The sequence below is a fragment of the Nonomuraea jabiensis genome (genome assembly GCF_014204795.1).
GTDB classification, from domain to species: Bacteria; Actinomycetota; Actinomycetes; order Streptosporangiales; family Streptosporangiaceae; genus Nonomuraea; species Nonomuraea jabiensis.
The window spans coordinates 2,627,418-2,650,237 of the sequence record NZ_JACHMB010000001.1 but is presented as its reverse complement, the minus strand read 5'-3'; the positions used below and the strand labels follow the sequence as shown (position 1 = coordinate 2,650,237).

Below are 22,820 nucleotides of genomic sequence, written 5' to 3'. Positions count from 1 at the left end.
CAGTCGGCTGGAGGCTGGGCAGGGCCGGTGCGTGATCGTACGATGAGCCGGTGGACGGTGTCCGTCCGCGGCCGATCGACGCGGTCGCGGTCCTGGCCGCGGGAGGCTTGACGCTGGCGACCGGCTACACCGGCCCGGTCCTCGTGGTCCTGCTCGCGGCGGCGGTGCCGGTGCTCTGGACGCGCAGGGCACCGCTCACCGTCGCCTGGGTCAGCGCGGGTACGGCGATCGCCCTGCCCGTGCTGTCGGTGGTCTGGCACGTGCCGCTGCCGGACGGGGCGCCGGTCTGGCCGCCCACGGGCGCCTTCGCCGCGTACGGCGCGATGGCGTTCGCGGCCGAGCGGTATCGCGGCATCCAATGCTGGCTGCCAGTGATCATCCTGGCCCTGGCCGTCCTGTCACTCCCCGACCGCCTGCCGCTGATCCTGCGCACCGAGGCGGCGCTCGCCCTGGCCACCCTGTACGGCATGTACGTGGCCGTCAGGGAGCGCCTGCACCGCGAGCTGGCGGAGCGGTCCCAGCGGGTCGAGCGCGAACGGCTGGCGGGCGAGATGCACGACGTCGTGACCCACCGGGTCAGCCGGATGGTCCTGCAGGCCGGGGTGCTGGCCATGGCGGCGCGTGACGAGCGCGCGCGGGCGGCGGCGGAGGAGATCCGGGCGACCGGTTTCGAGGCGCTGGACGAGCTGCGCCACATGGTGGCGCTGCTGCGGCGCGGCACCGGGGAGGGCTTCGACCTGGGGCTGCCGCTGCCCGACCTGCGGCCGCTGGTCACCGAGTCGGCCTCCGCGGGCGTCCCCGCGGAGCTGGTGGTGGACGGCACGCCGGTGCCCGTCTCGGGCGTGGTGGGGCGCACCGCGTACCTGGTGGTCGAGGAGGCCCTCACCAACGTCCGCAAGCACGCGCCCGGGGCGGAGGTCCTGGTGCTGGTGCGCTATCGCCCGGGATCGGTACGGATCGCCGTGCGCAACACCCCCGGGCAGCCGGACGCCTGGGTCGGCGGCGCCGGGCCCGGGATGGGGCTGCCGGACCTGCGGCGGCAGGTGGAGCTGGTGGGCGGCACCCTGGAGGCCGGGGAGGACCGGGAGGGCGGCTTCCGGGTCGAGGCGACGTTCCCCACCTCGTAGGTCACCGCCAGTCGTCAAGCACCCGCTCGAACTGGGCGTTCGCCTCCACGGGGTCGTAGCCGGGCAGCGCCTCGCGCATGAGGTCCTGGGTCTGGCGCTGGGCGTCCGCGCACGCCTCGCCCACCGCGGCGAGCGTCTGCTCGGCCAGCTCGTGGCTGTTCAGGCGGGTCGCGCGCGGGCCGTACCGGACGTCCAGGACGCGCCCGTTGACGTCGACGGTCGCCTTGACCTGGCCGGCGGCCGCCTCGCCGGTGCCGACGATCTTTTCGAGGTCCTCCTGGGCCGTCTCCAGCCAGGCCAGCATCCGCTCACCCTGGCGGGCGACCTCGTCCACGTCCTGTTCCCTGATGTTGGCCGGGTCGTAGGGATGGCCGTACACACTTGCCTCCGAGCCTAAAGAAGATCGCGGGCCGCCTGCTCGACCCGCCGGCGTACGAACGTCTCGTCGAGCGGCTCGGGCAGGTTCGCGGCGCCCATGGCCTCGTCCGCGATCGCTCCCGCCTTGCGGGCCGCGTCCTCCTGCGCCGCCTGGAGCACGGCGGTCACCTCACGTCCGAGCGTCGCCTCGCCGAGCCGCAGGGCGCGCGGGTCGATGCGCAGGCGGGTCAGCCCGCCCAGCCCGTCGGCGGCCGCCTCGATCAGCCCGTCCTTGCTCTTGGCCTGGCCCTCCAACTGCTGGATGGCGGCCTGTGCCGCGCGCAGGTCACGGATGGCCCGCCGGCCCTGGGCGAAGTAATCCTCCAGGTATGCGGCGTCCTGCTCGGGCGTGGGGAAGGACATGGCGACCTCCGATGGTCAGGAGAGCGGACCAGGTGGCCAAGTCTAGACACACCCCAGCAAGATCATTACTCGGCGATGTGGCGCTCATTAACGCGAAATGTTGCGCAGACCGTGATATGTCACTATATGGTCATTCGCCATGACGGGACTCGAGATCGCTCTGGGGGCGGTGGGGCAGGAAGCCTCGCGGATCAGGGCCCATGGTGAGGACTACGACGCCGCTCTCCAGCCGCTCAAGGCACGTGGGGACGGGGTGTCCTCCTGGGGGGATGACGGCCTGTTCGCCGTCTTCACCAACGCGTACGCCGAATGCCGCGCGACGGCGATGGCCGCGCTCACCGGACTGTCAGCGGAGATGAGCGGGACCGGCGAGGGCCTGCAGAAGGCGGTCAGGAACACGGCCGAGACGGAGGCCGCCAACGTTCAGAACACCGAGCAGCTCGGCCGCACATGGGTGTGACCCTGCCCCCGGCGGCGGCCGGGATGATGGCGATGCTGGGTCCGTGGCCGAACCTCGACGAGGACGACGTAAGGGCTGAGGGGAACGCGTCGCGGGTCGCGCAGGCTGCGAGCGTGCCGGCCGCCAGCGGTGCCGATGCCTCGATGCGCGGGGTGCAGCAGGTCTACCGCGGCGAGGGCGGCGCCAGCGCCCAGGCCCACTGGGCCAGAACCGGCGGCGACGGCGGCGGCCACCTCGCCCAGGCCGGCAACGCCATGAAACTGGCCCCCGCCGTCCTGGACGCCGGCGCCTCCGTCGTCTCGGCGGTCAAGGTCGCCGCCGGCACCCAGGCCATCTCCACCACCGTCGCCGTCTACAAAGCCCTCGCCTTCGGCGGCGCGTTCGGCGTCACCTACGCCACCGCCCGCACCCTCATGGCCCGCAGAGCCGTCGGCAAGATCCTCCACGAAGGCGGCGAAGGCACCGGCAAAGTCATCGCCCCCATCATCCGCCGCCGCATCACCGAACCCATGCGCCGCGTCCTGGACAACCTCCGCCGCCCCGGCGGCCCCGGAGGCACTCCCGCACTCGCCGGCGCAGGCGGACGCAACGTCCCGATGCGGCCGGCCACCGCGGGCCGCGACCACCTGGACAACCCCAACATCGCCACTTTCGGCAAAAAGAAAAACAACAATAACAATAATAATAACAATGGCAATGGCAATGGCAATGGCGACCAGGGCCAAGGCCAGAGCGGAGGGCGTCGAGGCAAGGGTAAGCGCGGCGAGGACAATGGGCTCAACCAGCAGAACCGCAAACCGCATGACAGCAACGCGCGCAAATCCTCCAAGGACAGGCACGAGGGGGCGGCCAATCACGGCGGGCGGCGTAGGATCCCGCTGAACCCGAACAAGCGGCGGAGAAATAATGGCTGACCGCGACAGCGCCATCCGGGAGGTGCGACGTGAGCGTTGACGATCTGCTCGCCAGGGCCGACCGGCTGGCTGAGGAGGACGACCTGGAGGCGGCCGCCGCCCTCTACGCCGAGGCCGCGCGGCAGGGGGTGCCCGGGGCGGCGACGCGCCACGGCGAGATGCTGTTCCACCTCGGGCAGGACGAGGCGGCCGAGTCCGTGCTGCGCGAGGCCCTGGCCAAGGGCGAGCCGGACGCCCTCGACTGGCTCTCCGACCTGCTCGTGGAGACCGGGCGCGGCGCGGAGGCCGCCCTGCTCCAGGAGCAGGCGGACCGGGCGCTGCGCGCCGCCACCATCTGGGCCGACGCCGTGGGCGACCGCGAGCGCGCCGAGGCGTGGTACCGGAAGGCGGTCGAGCGCGGGGAGCGCGGGGCGCTGAACGACTTCGGCTCCTTCCTCAGCGAGGACGACTCCCGCCAGGAGGAGGCCGAGCAGCTGCTCCGCCGGGCCGCCGAGCAGGGCGACGCGCTGGCGTACAGCAACCTGGGCGGGCTGGAGCTCGACCGCGGCGACCCGGAGGCGGCCGCCGCGTGGCTGCGCAAGGGCCTGGAGATCGGCGACCAGAGCGGGTCCACGGCGCTGCTGAAGCTGGCCGCGGCCGAGGAGCAGATGGGCGACACGGAGGCGGCCCGCGCGCTCTACGACCGCGCCGTGACGGACGGGGTGCCGAACGCGCACGTCACGCGGGCCAGGTTCCTGGCCGACCAGGGCGAGACGGAGGCGGCGGAGGCCGACTTCCAGGCGGGCCTGGAAGAGGACGAGGAGGGCGCCCACTACTACTACGGCGAGTTCCTCGCGGCCAACGACCGGGTGGACGAGGCGGTCGGGCACCTCAACCAGGCGGTCGAGGACGGCTCCAACGCCGCGCACGAGGAGCTGGCGCTGATCTACCAGAGCCGCGGGGCCACCAAGGCGGCCGAGGAGCACTTCAAGGAGAGCATCGCCGCGGGCTGGCTGAGCGCCGTCTACGCGTACGCGGAGATGCTCAGGCAGGAGGGCCGCGGCGACGAGGTGGCCGCCCTGGTGCCCGAGGCGGAGCGCCTCGGCGCCACCCCCGAGCAGCTGGAGGAGCTCGCCGGCTAGCCCGGTGTCGACTCAGGTCGGATGCCGGAGTCCTACCACGGGGCGAACGGAAACGTCCCGTGGCAGGATGCCCGGGGCCGCTTCCCGGGCGAGTGTTGAGGTATGAATCGACTCGCCCGGACGGCCGCCCTGCTCTTCGCGGTCGTTCTGCTCGCCTCGTGCGGCGCCCGGAGCACCACCACGCCGGCCGGTCACCCGGGTCACACCGGGCACGCGGCCAAGGCCACGGTCGCGGCGGTCCCGCTGCGGGCCGGTGAACGGTTCGTCAACCTGACGATGGCGGAGCCGTACACGCCGAACCCGCCCAACGGCGGCACGGACGACTACCGCTGCTTCCTCATCGACCCCAAGCCGGCGAGCAAGGTCTTCCTGACCGGCGCCCAGTTCCAGCCCCAGAACCTCGACCTCGTCCACCACGCGATCTTCTTCAGGATCGACCCCGAGCACGCCGCCAAGGCGCGCGAGATCGACCAGCGCACCCCCGGCCAGGGCTGGACGTGCTTCGGCGACGACGGCGTCGGCGACTCCTCATGGGTGGCGCACTGGGCCCCCGGCACCAGCGAGACGCTGCTCGACCCCAGGTACGGCTACGAGCTGCCGCCGGGCAGCCGGCTGGTCATGCAGGTCCACTACAACCTGCTGGGCGTGGCGGGCAAGCCGGGCACCGACCGCTCGGGCATCCGCCTCCGCGTGACGGACCAGTCCCTGCGGCCCTTGGAGACCGCCCTGTTCCAGGCGCCGGTCGAGCTTCCGTGCACGCCGCAGGAGTCGGGGCCGCTCTGCGACCGGGCCGCCGCGGTCAAGGACGTCGGCGCCAGGTTCGGCGAGGAGCTGAAGGACCAGGTGGCGCTCCTCGCCAAGTACTGCGGCCCGAGCAAGCCGGGGCCGACCCAGCACTGTGACATGCCCGTCGAGGGCACCGCCACGGTCCACGCCATGGCGGGCCACATGCACCTGCTCGGCCGCGCCATCAAGGTCGAGCTCAACCCCGGCACGCCGAAGGCGCGGACGCTCCTGGACGTGCCCGAGTACAACTTCGACGACCAGTCGCTGCGGGTCCTGCCCGAGCCCGTCACGGTCAGCAAGGGCGACGTCGTACGGGTGACCTGCACGCACGACGCGGGCCTGCGCGCCCAGCTGCCCCAGCTGCGGAAGCTGCCGCCCCGGTACGTGGTGTGGGGCGACGGGACCAGTGACGAGATGTGCCTGGGCATCGCCATCGTGACCCCCGGAGCCACCTGACCCCGGAGCCGCCTGGCATCAGGCGGCCACGGGCCCCTGGCTCTCCCATCGGGTGAGCACCGCCCGGTGGCCGGTCTGGAGCCCGGTGCCCGGGTCGATCGCGAAGTCGCCGAACAGGGTCGCCGCCTCCAGGCCGGCGGCGGCCGACCACAGCTCCGCCCGCCCGGTGCCACCCGCCCGGGCGGCGCAGTGCGTCGCGATGATCGCCGCGGCGACCCCCTGGACCGCGATGTAGTTCGGCGGCACCCCGGTCCGCCTCTCGTAGGCCGCCACGAACTCCCGCTCGGACAGCCCGAAGGCCACCTCGCCCCCGCCGCCGGGGAACCACTGGCCGACGCCGTAGATCCCGCGCGGGTCGCCGACGGCCGCGCCGAACTCCCGCACCCCGGCGGCCACGGCGCAGATGGTGCGGGCGCGCCCGGCCCGCCTGACCACCTCGACGTCCTCGTCGAAGGCCCCGGCGCAGAAGAGATTCCAGGAGTCGTCCACCGGCCCGCCGAAGACCACCGGGATGCCCACCGCGTGCGCGGCCCGCGCGGCGCCCTCCGCGACCTGCAGGGCGAAGCGCCCCTTGCCGCTCACGATCCGCAGCGGGCTGCGGTCGCCGCTCTCCGCGAGCCGGCGCACGAACGGCTCGGCGTACCGGCCGGCCGGCGTCTGGACGGAGACCACGTGCCCCGGGTTGGCCGCCTGCACGTCGTCGCCCGAACCGCCGTGGTTCCAGATCAGCATGTCGAGCGCCGCGCCGATGCGCCCCGCCCGCCGCATGAGCTGCGTGGAGTACGGCCCCAGCAGCAGGTCGCACTGCCCCGCCAGCCGGGGGAGCACGACGTCCAGGGAGCGGGGCTCGCTGTGGTCGTCCTCGACGATCAGCTCCACGGCCGGGTGGAAGGACTGCCAGACTTCGAGGCCGAGCCGGACCTGCCCGCCGAAACGGGCGTGCTTGCCCGACAGGGAGACGGGCACCCCGATGCGCAGGCGCGAGGACGTCATCCCATTTTCACTCCCCACTCAGCAAGGCAATAACCCTGACCTGGGCTTTCAGTGGTTCGCGGGCCTCGTGAGCGGATAGGGACCACCACGTGAGCGAGGAGATTCTCAAGGCCGAGGGGCTGCGCAAGACCTTCCCCGGCGTGGTCGCCCTCGACGGCGTGGACCTGGGCCTGCGCACCGGCGAGGTGCACGTCCTGCTGGGCGAGAACGGCGCGGGCAAGAGCACGCTGATCAAGGTCCTCTCCGGCGCCTGCCACCCCGACGCGGGCCGCATCCTGATGGACGGCCGCCCGGTGCACCTCCGCACCGCGGGCGACGCGCAGCGGCTGGGGATCTCCACCATCTACCAGGAGTTCAACCTCGTCCCCCAGCTCACGGTCGCGGAGAACCTCGCGCTCGGCCGCCCGCCGCGCAGGTTCGGGTTCGTGGCCACCGGGCGCATGGAGCAGCAGGCCAGGGGGCTGCTGGAGCGGGTCGGCGTGGACGTGCACCCGCGTACGCCGGTCGCCGGGCTGGGCATCGCGCGCATGCAGATGATCGAGATCGCCAAGGCGCTGGCCCTGGACGCCCGGGTGCTGATCATGGACGAGCCCACGGCCGTGCTCACCACGGGCGAGGTCGCCCGGCTGTTCGCGATCGTGCGGCAGCTGCGCGACGAGGGCGTGGCGGTCGTGTTCATCACCCATCACCTGGAGGAGATCGCCGAGATCGGCGACCGGGTGACCGTGCTGCGCGACGGCAGGTCCGTGGCCCGGGTCCCCGCGGACACCAGCAGGGACGAGCTGGTCGCCCTCATGGTCGGGCGGCCCGTCGGCCGGCAGTACCCGCGGCGGCTGCCCAGGCGGGGCAAACCGCTGCTCGAGGTGTCCGGGCTGACCCGCAGGGGCGCGTTCGGCGACGTGTCGTTCGAGGTGCGGGCCGGCGAGGTGGTCGGGATGGCCGGGCTCGTGGGCGCGGGCCGTACGGAGGTGGTGCGGGCGGTGTTCGGGGCCGACCGTTACGACGAGGGCGAGGTCACCGTGCGGGGGACGCGGCTGCCGCCCGGCGACGTGCACGCCGCCATGGAGGCCGGGCTCGGCCTCGTGCCCGAGGACCGCAAGGGCCAGGGCCTGGTGCCGCAGGCGGGCGTCGCCGAGAACCTCGGCCTGGTCACCATGCGCGACGCCACCAGGGCCGGTTTCGTGGATCGTGCCAGGTTGCGCTCGGCCGCCGCGAAGGCGGCCGAGCGGCTCGGCATCCGGATGGCCGGGCTGGACCAGGAGGTGCGCACGCTCTCCGGCGGCAACCAGCAGAAGGTCGTCATCGGCAAGTGGCTGGTGGCCGACGCCCGCGTGCTCATCCTCGACGAGCCGACGCGCGGCATCGACGTCGGCGCCAAGGTCGAGATCTACGAACTGGTCAACGAGCTCACGGCCGAGGGGGACGCCGTGCTGATGGTCTCCAGCGACCTGCCGGAGGTCCTCGGGATGAGCGACCGGATCCTGGTCATGGCGCGGGGGCGGCTCGTCGGCGAGCTGCGCGCGGCCGGGGCCACGCAGGACGACGTGATGGCCCTGGCCGTCGCGGAGGTGGAGGGTTCCCATGCCGAGTGATGCGCTCCTGGGCCGCCGGTCAGAGGTGGAGGGTTCCCGTGCCGAGTGATGCGCTCCTGGGCCGCCGGTCAGAGGTGGAGGGTTCCCGTGCCGAGTGACGCGCTCCCGGGCCGCCGGTCGCCGGCGGCCGCCTGGTTCGCCGAGAACGGCGCGCTGGCGGCGCTCGTGGTGCTGGTCGTGGCGCTGTCGCTGCTGTCGCCCGACTTCCTGAGCGTGACGAACCTGCTCAACGTCGGCGTCCAGGCCGCCGTCACCGCGATCCTCGCGTTCGGGCAGACGTTCGTGATCGTGACGGGCGGCATCGACCTGTCCGTGGGCTCGGTCGCGGCGCTCTCCGCGATCGTCCTGGCCTGGACCGCCACCGTCGCCGGCCTGCCGTGGCCACCGGCCACCCTGCTGTCCCTCCTGGTCGGGGTGGCGTGCGGGCTGGTCAACGCGGTCCTCATCGCGTACGGCAGGCTGCCGCCGTTCATCGCCACGCTGGCCATGCTCGGCATCGCCCGCGGCCTGGCCCTGGTCATCTCGCAGGGCAGCCCGATCCCGATGCCGGAGGCCGTCTCGCACCTGGGCGACACGGCCGGCGGAGTCCTGCCGGTCCCCGTGATCGTGATGGTGGTCATGGGGGTGATCGCCGCCGTGATGCTCAACCGCACGTACGCGGGCCGCGCCATGTACGCCATCGGCGGCAACGAGGAGGCCGCCCGCCTGTCGGGCATCAAGGTCGGCCGCCAGAAGCTGATCACGTACGCGCTGTCCGGCGGCTTCGCGGCGGTGGCCGGGATCGTGCTGGCCAGCCGCCTGGCCTCGGCGCAGCCGCAGGCCGCGGCCGGGTACGAGCTCGACGCCATCGCGGCCGTCGTGATCGGCGGCGCCAGCCTGTCCGGGGGGAAGGGCAGGGCGCTCGGCACGTTCGTCGGCGCGCTCATCCTGGCCGTCCTGCGCAACGGCCTGAACCTGCTGTCGGTCTCGGCGTTCTGGCAGCAGGTCGTGATCGGTGTGGTCATCGCCCTGGCGGTGCTCGTCGACACCCTGCGGCGCAGGGGAACCACTTAGGGGGAGAGATCATGCGCATGCTGATAGCGGGGGTCGCGCTGGCCGGCCTGGCCGCGTGCGGCGGCGGGGGAGCCACGGGCGACGTCAAGATCGGCCTGTCGGTGTCGACGCTGAACAACCCGTACTTCGTGCAGTTCCGGGACGGCGCGCAGGCCGAGGCCAAGAAGCTGGGCGCCAGGCTGACCGTCACCGACGCCCAGAACGACCCGTCGCAGCAGGTGAACCAGGTCCAGAACTTCACCAGCCAGAACATGAAGGCGATCATCATCAACCCGGTCGACTCCGACGCGGCCGCCCCCGCGGTCAAGGCGGCCGACCGGGCCGCGATCCCGGTGATCGCCGCCGACCGCGGCGTCAACGGCGCCGAGGTGGCCCAGACCGTGGCCTCCGACAACGTGGCCGGCGGGCGGCTCGCCGCCCAGGAGCTGGCAAAGCTGCTCGGCGAGAAGGGGAGCGTGGCCGTGCTCCAGGGCGTGCCGGGCACCTCCGCCTCCCGCGACCGCGGCAGGGGGTTCGCCGAGGGCATCGCCGCGTACCCGGAGATCAAGGTCGTGGCCCGGCAGCCGGCGGACTTCGACCGGACCAAGGGCCTGGACGTCATGACGAACCTGATCCAGTCGCATCCCGGCCTCGCCGGCGTGTTCGCCGAGAACGACGAGATGGCCCTGGGCGCGGTCAAGGCCCTGGGGGGCCGGGCCGGGGGGCAGGTCAAGGTGGTCGGGTTCGACGGCACGCCCGACGCGATCAAGGCGGTCCGGGCCGGCACGCTCTCCGCCACCGTCGCCCAGCAGCCCAGGCTGCTGGGGCAGCAGGCGGTGGACGCCGCGGTGAAGGCCGCCAAGGGGGAGGACCTCCCGAAGGCGGTGGCCGTGCCCGTGAAGCCGGCCACCAAGGAGAACGCCGACCAGTTCGGCTGAGACTGAGCCGTTCGGCGCTCCCATCCGTCCAAGGAGGTGTGAAGAAGATGTGGCGAATCGTGCTCGTGCCGGTGCTCCTGCCGGCCCTCACCGTGTCCGCGGTCCAGGCCCCGGCGCAGGCGGCCGTCGCGCCGAAGAAGGTGCTGATCGACTACTGGAAGCAAGGCGGCTTCGCGGGGCTGAACGACCATGTGGTCGTGTACGCGAACGGCTGCGTGCGGCTCAGCCACCGTACGGGGCCGACCGTCGACAAGTGCCTGACCGGGAAGGAGGAGCGCAGGCTGCGCACGTCCCTCAAGGGGCTGAAGCTCGGGCGGTCCGAGGCCACCCCGCAGGGGGCGGACTTCCTCAAGTACACGCTTGTTTATAAGAAGCACCGCGTGAGCCGCTACACGCTGCCGCCGAGCTGGCAACCGGTCGTGCAGCAGCTCGACAAGATCATGGTGAAGTACTGGGCGCCGGACTGAGCCGGCTCTCCATCAAGTGATTGACCGAAAGGTAAGGGTGGTACTACCTTCGGCCGCATGGACAGCGGACCGGTCAACCTGATCCTCAAGGCCGCGACCCACCTGTTCGCCGCGCTCGGCTTCGACGGCACCTCCACGCGCCAGATCGCCGAGGCGGCGGGGATGAACATCGCCACCGTCAACTACCACGTCGGTGGCAAGCGCGAGCTGTACCTGGCCGTCATGGAGCGCGCGCACCGGGCGGAGAAGGCGGCCCTGGACCTGGCGCTCGCCCGGCTGCCCGGTGACGACCCCGTCGCGGCCATCCACCGGCTGCTGGACGACTACCTCGACTTCTGCGTGGACAACCCCGAGGTGCCCGCCCTGTGGATGCACCGCTGGCTCTCCGACGCCAGCGACATCACCGAGCTGGAGCGCGAGTACGTGCAGCCGCTGGTGGCCTCGGTGACCGCCGCCGTCCGGCCCGCGGTCGAGGCCGGGCTGATCGACGAGCAGGTCGATCTCGAGTACGCGATGTGGACGGTCATCTGGTCCGTGCACGGGTTCGCCAAGGGCGGCGTGCTGGACGCGGAGGGCCGCCGCAGGGCCGCCGGCGATCGGGCCGCCCTGCGCCGCTTCCGCTCCCATCTGCACCTGAGCGTCCACCGCACGCTCGGCCTGCCCGGCGACCCCCGCACGAAGGAGCCCACGTGAACCCCAGAGCGAGGACCACCGAGGAGCTGCTGGCCGAGGTGGCCAGGATGAGGTCGCGCGACTTACCCGTGCGCGGCGGCCAGGTGACGGCCTACGTCTACGACACCGGCCGGGCCGAGGTCCACGAGGCGGCGGCGCGGGCGTACGCCGAGATGCTGGAGGTGAACTGCCTCGACCCGACCGCGTTCCCCAGCGTGGTCGAGATGGAGCGGCAGGTCGTCGGCGCGGTCGCGGATCTGCTCGGCGGCGGCCACGGCATCTTCACCAGCGGCGGCACCGAGTCGATCATGCTGGCGGTCAAGGCCGCCCGCGACGCCGCGGGTAAGGCCAGCCCGAACCTGGTGCTCGCCGTGAGCGCCCACCCCGCCTTCCACAAGGCGGCCCACTATCTCGGCGTCGAGGTCGTCGCCGTCCCGGTGGACCTGGAGACGTACAAGGTGCGGGCGCGCGACGTGGCGGACGCGATCGACGAGAACACGATCATGGTCGTCGCCTCCGCGCCCTCCTACCCCCAAGGCGTGATCGACCCGGTCGAGGAGGTCGCCGCCGTGGCCGCGGCGGCGGGCGTGCCGTGCCACGTGGACGCCTGCGTCGGCGGGTGGCTGCTGCCGTGGCTGCGCGCGGCGGGCGCGGCGGTCCCGCCGTTCGACCTGTCCGTGCCGGGCGTCACCTCGCTCTCGTGCGACCTGCACAAGTTCGGGTACGCCCCCAAGGGCGCCTCGGTCGTGCTCTTCGCCGATCCCGCGATGCGGCGCAAGGCGTACTTCGCCTCCGCCGCCTGGCCCGGCTACACGATCGTCAACGCGACCGTGCAGAGCTCCAGGTCGGCCGGGCCGCTCGGCGGCGCCTGGGCCACGCTGCAGGCGCTCGGTGAGGAGGGCTACCTGGAGCTGGGCCGGGCGACCCTGGAGGCGACGGTCAAGCTGCGCGAAGGGCTCGCGCGGATCCCCGGGCTGCGGGTGCTCGGCGAGCCGGAGTCGTCGCTGGTGGCGTTCGCCGGGGACGGGATCGACGTGTTCGTGCTGGCGGACGAGGCGCGGGCGCGGGGCTGGTTCCTGCAGCCGCAGCTCTCGTACGCCGGGATCCCGGCCAACCTGCACATCACGGTCACCGGGGTGACGCTGGCGGGGGTCGAGGACATGCTGAAGGTGATCGCCGAGTCGGCCGAGGCCGCCCGGGAGCGGGGGCCCGTCGTGCTGCCCGAAGGGCTGGTCGAGCTGGTGGCGGCCACGGACCTGGAGGCGCTCGGCGAGGCGGACTTCGCCGCGCTGGCCTCCTCCGTGGGGGTGGACCTGCGGCCGGAGGCGGGGCAGCCGGAGATGGCGACGGTCAACGCGATCCTGGACGCGCTGCCCGCGGCCGCCAGGGAGGCGGTGCTCGTACGGTTCCTGTCGGCCGTCTACGCTACCTGAGCGCGTCCACCGGCTCCATCCTGGCCGCCCGCAGCGCCGGGTACAGCCCGGCCAGCAGGCCCACCAGGGCTCCGGCCACCGGCGCCGCGACGGCCAGGCGCACGTCCAGCAGCGGCGTCCACTGCTTGGCGGCCGACACCGCGACCACCGTGACGACGCCCAGGCTGGCGCCGATCACGCCGCCCGCGAGGCCGATCAGCGTCGACTCCAGCAGGAACTGCGCGGCGATGTGCCGCCTGGCCGCCCCGAGCGAGCGGCGCAGGCCGATCTCCGGCACGCGTTCCATGACGGTGACGAGGGTGACGTTCGCGATGCCGACCGCGCCGACCACGAGCGAGACCAGGCCGAGGATCAGGAAGAGCGCGTTGACGTCGTCCTGCGCCTGGTCACGCGCCCTGGTGGGGCTGGGCGGGGCGACCACCTGCAGCATGTCGCCGTTCCCCGGGCTGAGCGCGGTCGGCGCCTGCCGGGCCACCAGGTCCGCCGCGCCCAGGCTCGTGTTGACCAGCACCCTGGTGACGTCCCGCAGCCCGAACTGCCTGCCCACCGTGGGCGGCACGAACACGGCGGTGCTCAGGTTCCGCTCGCGGCGCAGATCGCCCAGGATGCCGATGACCGTGTACGCGTGCTTGCCGATGAAGATGGCCGGCGCCCGGTCGAGGCGTCCTACACCGAGCAGCTTGGCCGCCTGGTCGCCGATCACCGCCACCCGGTCGCGCCGCTCGATGTGCCCGAGGTCGTAGAACCTGCCCTGCACCATCCGGCCGCGCGCCGCCTCGGGCAGCCCGGTCGTCGCGGCCAGCACGGTCAACGACTGCGCGGTGACCCTGGTCGGGTCCACGATGTCGTTGGAGCGCACCGACAGGTTCGCGCTGTCGTCCGACTCGGCCAGCGCGGCGGCGGACTCGACGCCGCGCAGCCTGGTCAGCCGGTCGATCGCGTCCCACTCCACGAGCGGCGCGTTCGGCGACTCCGGCACCTCCACCGTGACGGCCGTGGCCACCAGCGCGTCGAAGCGGCCGACGATCTGGTTGCCCGCGGTGGCGGCCACGCCGAGCGTGATGACCAGCGTGGTGATGCCGAGCACGGTCCCGAGCGTGGTGAGCGCCGAGCGCACCGGCCGGGCGAGCATGCCGGCCACGGCCTCCCCGAGCAGGTCCCGTACGTGCATCACTCCTCCTCCACCAGCACGCCGTCGGTGATCCGCACCCGGCGCCCGGCCCGCTCGCTGACCTCCTGCTCGTGGGTGATGACCACGATCGTCATCCCCTGCCCCCGCAGCTCGTCGAACAGGTCGAGCACCGATTCGGTGTTGCGGCTGTCGAGGTTGCCCGTGGGCTCGTCGCACAGCAGCAGGGACGGCTCGCCCATGAGGGCCCTGGCGATGGCCGTGCGCTGGCGCTCGCCCCCGGACAGCCGGTCGGGCGCGAACCCGGTCCGGTGGCCGAGGCCGACTCGTTCCAGCGCCGCCAGGGCCCGCTCCCGCCTGCTCCTACGCGCATGCCGACCGTAGATCTCGGCGAGCATGACGTTCTCGACCACGCTGCGGTGGGAGAGCAGGTGGAAGGACTGGAAGACGAAGCCGATCCGGTCGCCGCGCAACCTGGTCCTGGCCCCGTCGCGCAGGGTGGTGGTCTCCGTGCCGTCGAGGCGGTAGCTGCCCGAGCTGGGGCGGTCGAGCAGGCCGAGCACGTTCAGGAGGGTCGACTTGCCGGAGCCCGACGGGCCGACGATGGCCAGGTAGTCGCCCCGTTCCACCCGGAGCGTGACGCGGTCGAGCGCCCGGACCGGCGGTTCGGCGGCGAACTCCCTGCTGACCTCCGCCAGCGAGATCACCGGCTCAGGCACCGCTGACCACCACCCGGTCGCCCTCCTTGAGCGCGCCGGCGACCTGGACGTTCCCGTCGGCGGTCAGGCCCGTGCGCACCTCGACGTCCCTGGTCCGGTCCGTGGCGTACTCGACCCGTACCCGGGCCCTCCCGTCCGCCCCCGTGATCACGGCCGCCACCGGCACGACCAGCACCGGCTCCTTGGTCGCCCCCACCGTCACCCGCGCCGTCACCGCCGTGCCCGGCTTGAGCCCCTTCATCGAGGCGGGCGTGATCAGGACGGGCTCCGACCCGTCCTTGGCCTCCTCGGCGCCGGGCACCTTGGCCTGCTCGCCGATCGCGGTGAGGCGCGCCTTGTACGTCTTGCCCGTGTCGAGCTCGATGGCCGCCTCCATGCCCGTGCGCAGCAGTTCGGCCTCCGTCGCCTCCACCGACCCCGTCACCGTGAACGCCGAGCTGGTCACCGTGGCGACCTCCTTCTCGACCTGCTGCCCCTGCTTGACCGAGACCTTGCGCACCCGGGCGGGCAGCTTCGGCAGGAACACCACCTCGCCGGGCGGGATGGAGGTCCCGTACGTGCGCGCGAACTCGGCCAGCATCCCCTTGGCCGCCGCCACGTCCTTACCGGCGTTGGCCACCTTGAGCCTGGTCGGGGAGAGCTGCCTGGCCTGGCGCAGCGCCTGCTCGGCGGTGGCCCTGGCCTCCTTCGCGGTCCGCACGGCCCTGCGCAGCTCCACCAGGCTCTTCTCCCTGGCCTGCCGCGCCTCCTCCGCGACCCGCTCGCGCGCCTCCAGGGCCGCCGCCAGGTCGGCCTGGGCGTTCTGGACCCGCAGCTCCAGCAGGCTCGTGTCGGTGGAGGCCGTGGGCTGGGGGGTGGCGGTGGCGGTGGCCGCCGGCGTGGGCTGCCTCCTGGCCTCGGCCAGCGCCTGCTCGGCCTCCACGAGTTTCTCCTGCGCCGCGCGCACGGCCGCCTCGGCCGCCGCCATCCTGGTCTCGTCCTCCGGCGTCACCAGCCGGGCCTCGGCCTCCCGGAGGGCACGCTCGGCCGCCTTCAGGTCCGCCTTGGCGTTGGCCAGCCTCATCTTGATCGGCAGCACGTCGCGCCCCTGGTCCAGCGCCTTCTTCTCGGCGGCGAGGGTCTCCTGGGCGGTCTGTACGGCCTTGCGCAGCGTGTCGTACGCCTGCCGGTCGGTCAGCGTCGGCTGCTGCGCCTCGTACCCCTTCTTCGTGTACATGCGGGTGACGGCGGCGATCGTGGCCCGGTCGAACACGCCGGAGACGGGACCGCCGTACCCCAGCCTGCGCAGCGCCCGCTGGAGCTGCTTGACGTCGTCCCCCTTGCTGCCGGGGGCGATCGTGCGGTGCATCGGTACGGACCCGCGCAGCGCGAACACCGGGCGGCCGTTGACCTCCAGGAAGACCGCGCCCTCCGCGAGCCGGCCCTGGCGCGGCGCCCGGGTGGCCCGCTGCTGCTCGGACGTGCCGCCGACCGCCCCGGCCAGGGTGACCGGCAGGGGCGAGCCGTACTCCAGCGTGCCGCTGACCACGACGGTGCTGACGAGCTTGCGGCGCTCGACGGCGGCGGTGACGAGCGAGGCCCGCGGCGCGGCGCGGCGAGCCGCCTCGTCGGCGGGGGAGCGCAGCCGGGAGCCCACGGCCCAGCCGGCGCCCGCGATGATCACTACTCCGGCGACGACGCCGGTGAGGAGCTTGCGCGGTGACTTCATGAGCTGGTCACATGCCGAACTGGGCGCTGACCTGCCGTTGGACCGACAGTTCCTTCGGCAGGTAGGCGCGGTAGAAGTCCTTGCCGCACTCCAGATCGTCCAGCGCCTGCCTGATCTCCTTGGTCAGGTACGGCCTGGCCTGCTCGGGGGTGAGCGTCGGGACGTAGTACATCGGCACCTTGTCGTCCTCGGCTGGGGGAGCGACGTCGGGCACGTCGTCCATCTGCTCCCGGCCCAGCTTGTCCTGCTTGAGCTGCCACGTCCTCTGTCCTTGATCGGACATGGCGACCGGCGCGGTGTCGCCGACGGCGTAGCCCTTGCCCTTCAGGCAGGTGGCCATGGCGGTGGCCAGCTCGACCAGCTCGGGGTCGGTGTTCAGCTTGTCCTTGCGGGCCCGGACGGAGGCCTTGAACTGCGCTTCGTAGAAGTCTTCCGTCGACTTCAGCTTCAGGCCGAGAACCTTGTTGGCCGCCGAGACCTGGCAGGCGTCCATCGCCTTCCGGTACGCCTGCAGCTGCGCCTTGGACAGCGACGACTGGATCTTCCCGTTCGGGTTGTTCTCGGGGCTGCCGGCCTGGGTGTTGAAGGTGTCGGGGTAGATGTACTCGGCGAAGACCCCGAAGCCGTATTTTTCGCGATATTTCTGCATTGCCTGGTAGTTGCCAGCTACGCGGCTCTTGTCGTCCTCGGTGGCCGGCTCGTGCGGCGTCACGTACGCGACGTACTTGAAGCCCTTCTGCTTCATGCAGTCGGCCTTGGCCGCCTCGAGCTGGACCTCCTTGCCCGCGGCGGTCGAGCTGGGCGAGGGCGCGGCGCTCTCGGTGACGCCCCCGCAGCCCGAGAGCGCGGCCAGCGCCAGCAGAGCGGTGGCGGTCATGGTGAATCTGGTGAGCATGGCGAAGTCCGTCCTCCGTTCAGGGCTGTCAGTAGGCGAACTGGGCCCTGACCTGCGCGTCGATCGCCGACTTGCGTGGCGCGAAGACCGGGTAGAAGTCCTTGCCGCACTCCAGGTCGTCGAGCGCGGCCTTGATCTCCTTGGCCAGGTAGGGCCGGGCCTGCTCGGCGGTGAGCGACGGCATGTGGATCGGCTGGTTCTCGCCCTTCTTCGCCGGAGGCGCGATGTCGGGCACGGTGTCGTCCTGCTCGCGGCCCAGCTTGTCCTGCTGGGCGGTGAACACGTCCCGGCCGCGTTTCGCCAGGGCCGTCGGCGTGGTGTCGGTGACGGCGTAGCCCTTGCCCTTCAGGCAGGTGGCCATGGCGGTGGCCAGCTCCACCAGCTTGGGGTCGGTGTCGATCGTGGTGGCGGTCGCGCGCTTCCTCGTCAGGGCTATCTGGTTGTAGTAGTCGAGGCTCGACTTCAGGGTCACGCCGAGGACCTGCTTGCCCGCCGTGGCCATGCAGGCGTCCTTGGCTTTGTGGTACGCGCCCAGCTGGGCCTCCGAGAGCGCCCCTTGGATCTTCATGTTCGGGTCTTGATCGGGGCTTTCCCCCTGGGCCGCCGGGGCGTTCAGCTCCTTGGGGTAGATGTACTCGGCGAAGACCTCAAAGCCGTATTTTTCGCGATATTTCCGCATGGCCTGGTAGTCGCCCGCGTCCCGGCGGCGGTCCTCGTCGCTCTGGGGCGGCTCCGGCCGCACCCACGCGACGTACTTGAAGCCCTTCTGCTTCATGCAGTCGGCCTTGGCCGCTTCCAGCTGGTGCTTCTTGTCCTTGGCCGCCGCCGTCGCCGCGCTGGGGGACGGCGGGGTGGCGGCGGTCTCTGCGGCGCCCCCGCAGCCGCAGAGGACGGCAAGGGCGAGCAGCGCGGTAGGCAGCGTCTTCCTCGTCATGGCGGGAGACCATACTCCGTTTAACGGAGCATGGTCAATCCAGGCAGTGCCGCCGCCTCCGGAACGGCACGGAAGCGGCCCCGAGGGCCAGCACGGTCAGCAAGCCCCAGTAGGCCAGGTGCTGCCTGGACAGGGCATCGGCGTGGACGGTCAGCTCGACCGATCTCACCAGCAGGTAGATGCCCGACGCGAGCGCCCACCGGTGGTCGCGCGCCAGGTAGCAGCCCGCTATGGCCAGCCCGAACGCCGCCGCCTCCGCCACGATCCGGCTCAGGCTGATCGGGAACATCGTGTCCTGCTCCATCCACCGAGGGCCCGCCCACGCGACGGCCACGACGGCCGCCGGCCACCACCACGACCGGATCCGCGGCGGCTGCCGCCTTCTCGACATGAGCACCAGCAGCCCGAGCAGCACCACCGCGTACGCGCAGGCCACGGCGAAGGGGCTGCTGTCCTCGAACAGGGCCCGCCCGGTGAGGGCCGACGGGTACACCGGCAGCAGCGTCGGCTCGAACGCCTGCCAGCCACCCGCGACCGCGACCGCCTTCACGCCCGCGACGAGCGTGACCGGGAACGCCACCGCCAGCCGGCCGCGCAGGACGGCCAGCAGTGCCAGCGCCGACAGCAGCGTCCACAGCGGCACCGCGCCCGCGTAGGGCAGCAGCTCCGCCAGGTTCGCGGCGGCCACGGCCGTGATGCCCAGGTGCACGCCGTCCTCCCACGCGCTGCCCGTCGCCAAGTGGACGATGCGGCTACGCACGCCGCCCACCAGCAGACCCCACACCTCCCTGAGCACCGGGACGTTCCTGCCGGGGTCGGCCGACTCCAGCAGGACTTCGAGCAGCTCGTCGCCGTGCGCCGCGCGATACTGCCTCGGGTAGGCCAGCAGCAGCCGGCGGTAGCGCCGTTCGAGGGCCGTCATGGGCTGGGGCACGGTAGCGGTCATGTGATGGGGCGCAGCACGAGGGAGGCGGCCTGCTGCATGCGTCTGGCCTCGGCCTCGACCAGGGACTGTCCCTCGTCGGTGATCCGGAAGTAGCGCCTGTTCCGGCCGTTGACCGTCTCCTCCCGGTCCACGGTGATCACGCCCCGCTCGTTCAGGCGCTCCAGGATGCCGTAGAGGGTGCCGACCGACGGCTGGACCCGGCCGGCCGACAGCTCTTTGATCGACTTGCTGATCGCGTGGCCGTGCAGCGGGCCGGCGCGTAGGGCGGCGAGCACGAAGAACATCGGCTCGCTGACTTCGGAGGTTCCCCTGGGCATGGGGTTGACAGTATTCCGTTCAACGGAGCGTTCGCAACGCCCGGCGGCCCCTCGTGGAGAGGCCGCCGGGCGGGCGGGTCACCCGCAGCGCTCGCCGTTGAGGTGGAAGACCTCGGGGGACGGGTTGGGGCCCGAGGGGTTCGTGGCCACGAAGCCGAACGTCACGGACCTGCCCGGCTTGATCTTTCCGGCGCTCCTGGCCGTCACCACCGGGCCGGACTGCGACAGCGCCGCGCCCCAGTCCTGCCGGACGCGCTGGCCGCCCGGGAAGGACCAGCGCAGGGTCCAGCCGTCCACGCTCTGCCTGCCGGTGTTCTCGATCACGATCTGGCCGGTGAACGTGCCCGAGCCGTGCGCCGTGTAGCGCACCCGGCAGTCGGACCGCCCGCTCTTGTCGGCCAGGAACGCGGAGACCCAGGCCAGCGGGGAGTTCCAGTTGATGGTCAGCTCGTTGGTGGCCCACGACTCGATGTCGTCGATGTAGCAGAACTGCGGCTTGCACCCCTTCAGCAGCCGCTGCGCGAGCGGGTCCTGGATGCCGGAGTTCGGGCCGCCGGCCAGCGTGCCGCGCGGCGGGTTGGGCAGCGCCGGGTCGAGCTGGTGGGCGTACCAGCGGCTGTGCTGGTTGCGCGAGGCGACCTCGCCGTAGCCGGTCACGTACGACTGGTTGAGCGCGTTGCGGCCGAGAATGTAGTCCATGCCCTCGCGCACGGCCGCGCGATACTTCTCGTGGCCGGTCAGGTCGTACGCCGTGGCCAGGACGACCAGGTTGTTCAGCACCAGGTTGTTCGAGCCCCAGTCGAAGTCCGGCGGGTTGTACGGCAGCCCGTACGGGTGCGCCCGCTGGACCGCCAGATACTTCTCGGCCCCCTCCACCACGGACTGCCGCACCCGCGCCCGGTCGGGCAGGGTGTTGGGCACCGTGGCCAGGTCGAGGCGGCCGAGCTGGGCGGTGTTGCCCCAGTCGAAGCCCCGGTCACGCCAGATGTCGCCCGTGTGGTGCGGCGAGGCCAGCACGAAGTCCTTGAACTCCTTCTCGCCCGTCGTGATGAACAGCTCCGCCGCCGCCCAGTAGAACTCGTCGCTCACGTCGGCGTCGTTGTAGGCGCCGCCGCCGGTGCCGTCGTTCGGGTCGGCGTACCTGGCCGGGTTGGCCTTGGCCGCGGCCCACGCCCTGCGGGCGGCCTTGAGGTTCCTGGCCGCGAACGCCGGGTCGTACGGGGCGAACAGCCTGGCCGCCTGGGCCGCCGTGGCCGCGAGGTTGAGCGTGGCGGCCGTGGAGGTGGGGTGCAGCTCGCGCGGCTGCGGGTCCAGGTGCGGCAGCAGCGGCAGGCCCGTCCAGTTCCGGTCGTGGATCTTGTGGTGGGCCATGCCCGCGAACGGCTTGCCCTCCGGCACCTGCATGCTCAGCAGGAACTCCTGCTCCCAGCGGGCCTCGTCCAGGATGTCCGGCCGGCCGTTGCCGCTCTCCGGGATGGCGAGCTGGCCGTCCTTGAAGGCCGCCTTGTCCCGCTCGTACGCGGCCATGAGCTGGTAGACCGAGATGCCGCCGTTGACGACGTACTTGCCGTGGTCGCCGGCGTCGTACCAGCCGCCCTTGACGTCGAGCGAGTAGTCGCAGACGCCGGGCTGGCACGGGACGCTCGCGTCGCCCTGGTTCGGCGCGACGCCGGCGTGGCCGGCGGGGCGGCCGTAGCCGGGCCTGAGGCTGTCGAGGATCTCGATGCCGCTGCGCTGGGTGTAGTAGAACTTCAGCGCGTCCGTGGGGAGCTGGTCGTAGATGTCCGAGGCGATGTCGAACGGCCGGCTCGTCTCGCCGTCGACCGTCAGCGTGTAGTCCTTGCCGGGTTTGCGGTAGGAGCCGAAGTCGAGCGTGTGAACGTTCTGGCCGGAGCTGGCGTCCACGCCTCTGGGGGTGGTCCGGCCCTTGGCGACCGTCTGCTTGTCGGCGTTCTTGAGCTCCCAGTCCAGGGCCGTGGTCGCGGCGGTGACCACGGTGGCGTTCTTGGGGCCCTGGGGGAGGTAGCCGACCATGTTCACGCGGACGCGCGGGCCCGTGTCGGGCTCGTACACCTCGGGGTCGGCGCCGCCTTTGAGCGACACGTCGTCCATGCAGAACCTCCAAGGCTCGGCGCTGCCGCCCAGTTGGAAGACGACCTGGGAGTTCGGCAGCGACACGGGGGCGGTGAACGTGTAGGAGTAGTCGTTGCCCGAGACGCTCAGCTCCGGGTTCGCCGACAGGTACTGCGTCCACGGGTCCACCGGGAGCTGGATCAGCGCCTTGCCGACCTTGGCGGGGGTCGCCGAGGCGCTGAACCGGTACGCGTACGTGTCGCCGGCCACCAGCGGGATGTCGTTCTGGCCGATGATCACGTCCCACGGGTTGGCGGTGCCGCCGGGGATGTCGGCGCAGAGCCGGCCCGCGTCTATGGCGAGGGTGGTGTTGGCGGTGCTCCACCAGGGGGCGGTGCCGGAGTCGAAGGTGCCGTTGACGATCTGCTCGGGTCCCTCGTCCGCCAGTGCCGTCGTGGCGGGGGACAGGGCGACCATGGTGAGGAGGGCCAGTAAGGCGGCCCGGCTTCGGGTCATGGAGGTCCTTAGGGGGGATGGGAGCGCTCCCAATCGGAGCCCTCCGATCCTCCTTTCCCGGCGCCGTCCCGTCAACGGCCTGCGGAAACTCTGAAACTTTCAGGCCGGGCGCCGCATCGGCCAGAACAGCGTCCCGTCCGGCAGCGCGAACGGCTCACCCTGCCGGTAGCCGTGGCGGGCGTACAGGTCCCGGTTGCGCGGGTCGCTGGCCTCCAGATACGCGGGCACGCCGCCCAGCCGCGCGTGGTGGTAGCGCAGCAGCGCCGAGCCCAGCCCCTCGTTCTGGCGGTCCGGGTGGACCGCCAGGAAGGCCAGATGGTGGTACGGCTCCGCCGGATGGTTCGCCTCGGACAGCGCGTCGAGCGCGCGGAAGCGATCGGCCCACTCGCCCGTCGTCTCGGCCAGGCGCCGGTCGTAGTCGGCCGGCTGGGGCAGCGGCGCGGTGCGCGGGAACCAGACCGCGACCGCGGGCCCGTCGTCGATGAGGTGGATCTCCCCGTGCTCGACGGCGTGGTCCACGAGGATCCGGAAGTTGGCGGTCATGACCCGGTGCCGCTCCCTGCGCTCCGGCACGAGGTAGTGCACCACCCTCAGCCCGGAGAACGCGGTCGCGATGAGCTCCGCCACCCGTCCCGCGTCGTCCGCCGTCGCGTGGCGGATGACCGGCCGCATCGCCCACGTCTGCTGCTTCATCGCCCAGGCTCCTCTCGTCATCGTCGTACGCCGTCCTGGGCGGTCGCCGCCTTGGCGCCCATATCACCCCAATTACCGCAGATACCCCGTAAACCTCAGGCAGAATCCAGGTCAGCGGA

General features: G+C 72.2%; 23 protein-coding genes. 11 read left to right on the top strand and 12 right to left on the bottom strand.

Going from position 1 to position 22,820, the window contains the following annotated elements; translation table 11 throughout:
* Positions 1-50: 50 nt before the first annotated feature.
* Positions 51-1,127, top strand: coding sequence for a sensor histidine kinase (locus tag HD596_RS64720; protein ID WP_185069252.1), 1,077 nt, complete (start codon positions 51-53; stop codon positions 1,125-1,127).
* Between the two features lies 1 nt (position 1,128).
* Here the strand turns inward: HD596_RS64720 and HD596_RS11525 are convergent, their stop codons facing one another.
* Positions 1,129-1,506, bottom strand: a complete 378-nt coding sequence (locus HD596_RS11525) for a YbaB/EbfC family nucleoid-associated protein (protein WP_185069251.1) — start codon at positions 1,504-1,506, stop codon at positions 1,129-1,131.
* Positions 1,507-1,520: 14 nt separating this feature from the next.
* Positions 1,521-1,907 (bottom strand): YbaB/EbfC family nucleoid-associated protein, encoded by a 387-nt coding sequence (locus HD596_RS11520; protein WP_185069250.1) that lies wholly within the window; start codon positions 1,905-1,907, stop codon positions 1,521-1,523.
* 139 nt (positions 1,908-2,046) lie between these two features.
* Between HD596_RS11520 and HD596_RS11515 the strand changes: the two genes are divergently transcribed.
* From HD596_RS11515 to HD596_RS11500, 4 genes are all read left to right on the top strand, one after another.
* A complete protein-coding gene (locus HD596_RS11515) occupies positions 2,047-2,367 on the top strand; it encodes a hypothetical protein (RefSeq protein WP_185069249.1) in 321 nt (106 codons plus the stop codon).
* Positions 2,358-3,281 carry a hypothetical protein gene (locus HD596_RS11510; protein ID WP_185069248.1) on the top strand — a complete coding sequence of 308 codons (924 nt, stop codon included), beginning with the start codon at positions 2,358-2,360 and terminating at the stop codon, positions 3,279-3,281. Before HD596_RS11515 ends, HD596_RS11510 begins: the two co-directional genes overlap by 10 nt.
* 29 nt (positions 3,282-3,310) lie before the next feature.
* On the top strand, positions 3,311-4,402 hold the full coding sequence (locus HD596_RS11505; RefSeq protein ID WP_185069247.1) for a tetratricopeptide repeat protein: 1,092 nt from the start codon (positions 3,311-3,313) through the stop codon (positions 4,400-4,402).
* Positions 4,403-4,504: 102 nt separating this feature from the next.
* A complete protein-coding gene (locus tag HD596_RS11500) occupies positions 4,505-5,644 on the top strand; it encodes a monooxygenase (protein ID WP_185069246.1) in 1,140 nt (379 codons plus the stop codon).
* A gap of 18 nt (positions 5,645-5,662) precedes the next feature.
* On the opposite strand, the gene HD596_RS11495 is transcribed toward HD596_RS11500, so the two are convergent.
* The gene (locus HD596_RS11495; protein ID WP_185069245.1) at positions 5,663-6,637 is read right to left on the bottom strand and encodes a type 1 periplasmic-binding domain-containing protein; all 975 of its coding nucleotides are present in this window, start codon (positions 6,635-6,637) and stop codon (positions 5,663-5,665) included.
* An 89-nt stretch (positions 6,638-6,726) separates the two neighbouring features.
* Here HD596_RS11495 and HD596_RS11490 point away from each other — a divergent pair, with 89 nt between their 5' ends.
* The 6 genes from HD596_RS11490 (at position 6,727) to HD596_RS11470 (ending at position 12,771) form a co-directional block, all read left to right on the top strand.
* Positions 6,727-8,229: a sugar ABC transporter ATP-binding protein gene (locus tag HD596_RS11490; RefSeq protein ID WP_185069244.1), complete on the top strand. Its 1,503-nt coding sequence runs from the start codon at positions 6,727-6,729 to the stop codon at positions 8,227-8,229.
* An 87-nt stretch (positions 8,230-8,316) separates the two neighbouring features.
* Positions 8,317-9,282 carry an ABC transporter permease gene (locus HD596_RS61610; RefSeq protein WP_313043628.1) on the top strand — a complete coding sequence of 322 codons (966 nt, stop codon included), beginning with the start codon at positions 8,317-8,319 and terminating at the stop codon, positions 9,280-9,282.
* A gap of 11 nt (positions 9,283-9,293) precedes the next feature.
* Entirely contained in the window at positions 9,294-10,199 is a 906-nt protein-coding gene (locus HD596_RS61605; RefSeq protein ID WP_246554360.1) for a substrate-binding domain-containing protein, read from the top strand.
* A gap of 47 nt (positions 10,200-10,246) precedes the next feature.
* Positions 10,247-10,666 (top strand): hypothetical protein, encoded by a 420-nt coding sequence (locus tag HD596_RS11480; RefSeq protein ID WP_185069243.1) that lies wholly within the window; start codon positions 10,247-10,249, stop codon positions 10,664-10,666.
* Between the two features lie 57 nt (positions 10,667-10,723).
* Complete coding sequence (locus HD596_RS11475; protein WP_185069242.1) at positions 10,724-11,359, top strand: TetR/AcrR family transcriptional regulator; 636 nt, start codon at positions 10,724-10,726, stop codon at positions 11,357-11,359.
* 47 nt (positions 11,360-11,406) lie between these two features.
* Complete coding sequence (locus tag HD596_RS11470; protein ID WP_185078416.1) at positions 11,407-12,771, top strand: pyridoxal phosphate-dependent decarboxylase family protein; 1,365 nt, start codon at positions 11,407-11,409, stop codon at positions 12,769-12,771.
* Here the strand turns inward: HD596_RS11470 and HD596_RS11465 are convergent.
* The 9 genes from HD596_RS11465 to HD596_RS11425 all read right to left on the bottom strand — a co-directional run bounded on the left by HD596_RS11465 (position 12,764) and on the right by HD596_RS11425 (position 22,701).
* Positions 12,764-13,942, bottom strand: coding sequence for an ABC transporter permease (locus tag HD596_RS11465; protein WP_185069241.1), 1,179 nt, complete (start codon positions 13,940-13,942; stop codon positions 12,764-12,766). The two genes, HD596_RS11470 and HD596_RS11465, sit on opposite strands and share 8 nt — an antisense overlap.
* Complete coding sequence (locus HD596_RS11460; RefSeq protein WP_185069240.1) at positions 13,942-14,619, bottom strand: ABC transporter ATP-binding protein; 678 nt, start codon at positions 14,617-14,619, stop codon at positions 13,942-13,944. Before HD596_RS11460 ends, HD596_RS11465 begins: the two co-directional genes overlap by 1 nt.
* Complete coding sequence (locus HD596_RS63695) at positions 14,612-16,327, bottom strand: peptidoglycan-binding protein (RefSeq protein ID WP_185069239.1); 1,716 nt, start codon at positions 16,325-16,327, stop codon at positions 14,612-14,614. Before HD596_RS63695 ends, HD596_RS11460 begins: the two co-directional genes overlap by 8 nt.
* 7 nt (positions 16,328-16,334) lie before the next feature.
* Positions 16,335-17,222, bottom strand: coding sequence for a hypothetical protein (locus HD596_RS11450; RefSeq protein ID WP_185069238.1), 888 nt, complete (start codon positions 17,220-17,222; stop codon positions 16,335-16,337).
* Positions 17,223-17,250: 28 nt separating this feature from the next.
* Positions 17,251-18,156 (bottom strand): hypothetical protein, encoded by a 906-nt coding sequence (locus HD596_RS11445; protein ID WP_185069237.1) that lies wholly within the window; start codon positions 18,154-18,156, stop codon positions 17,251-17,253.
* Between the two features lie 34 nt (positions 18,157-18,190).
* Positions 18,191-19,102 (bottom strand): hypothetical protein, encoded by a 912-nt coding sequence (locus HD596_RS11440; protein ID WP_185069236.1) that lies wholly within the window; start codon positions 19,100-19,102, stop codon positions 18,191-18,193.
* Positions 19,099-19,419, bottom strand: coding sequence for a PadR family transcriptional regulator (locus HD596_RS11435; RefSeq protein ID WP_185069235.1), 321 nt, complete (start codon positions 19,417-19,419; stop codon positions 19,099-19,101). The genes HD596_RS11440 and HD596_RS11435 overlap by 4 nt, the downstream gene beginning before the upstream one ends.
* 78 nt (positions 19,420-19,497) lie before the next feature.
* Entirely contained in the window at positions 19,498-22,008 is a 2,511-nt protein-coding gene (locus tag HD596_RS11430) for a glycoside hydrolase family 9 protein (protein WP_185069234.1), read from the bottom strand.
* A 99-nt stretch (positions 22,009-22,107) separates the two neighbouring features.
* Positions 22,108-22,701 carry a GNAT family N-acetyltransferase gene (locus tag HD596_RS11425; RefSeq protein WP_221519288.1) on the bottom strand — a complete coding sequence of 198 codons (594 nt, stop codon included), beginning with the start codon at positions 22,699-22,701 and terminating at the stop codon, positions 22,108-22,110.
* Positions 22,702-22,820: the final 119 nt, after the last annotated feature.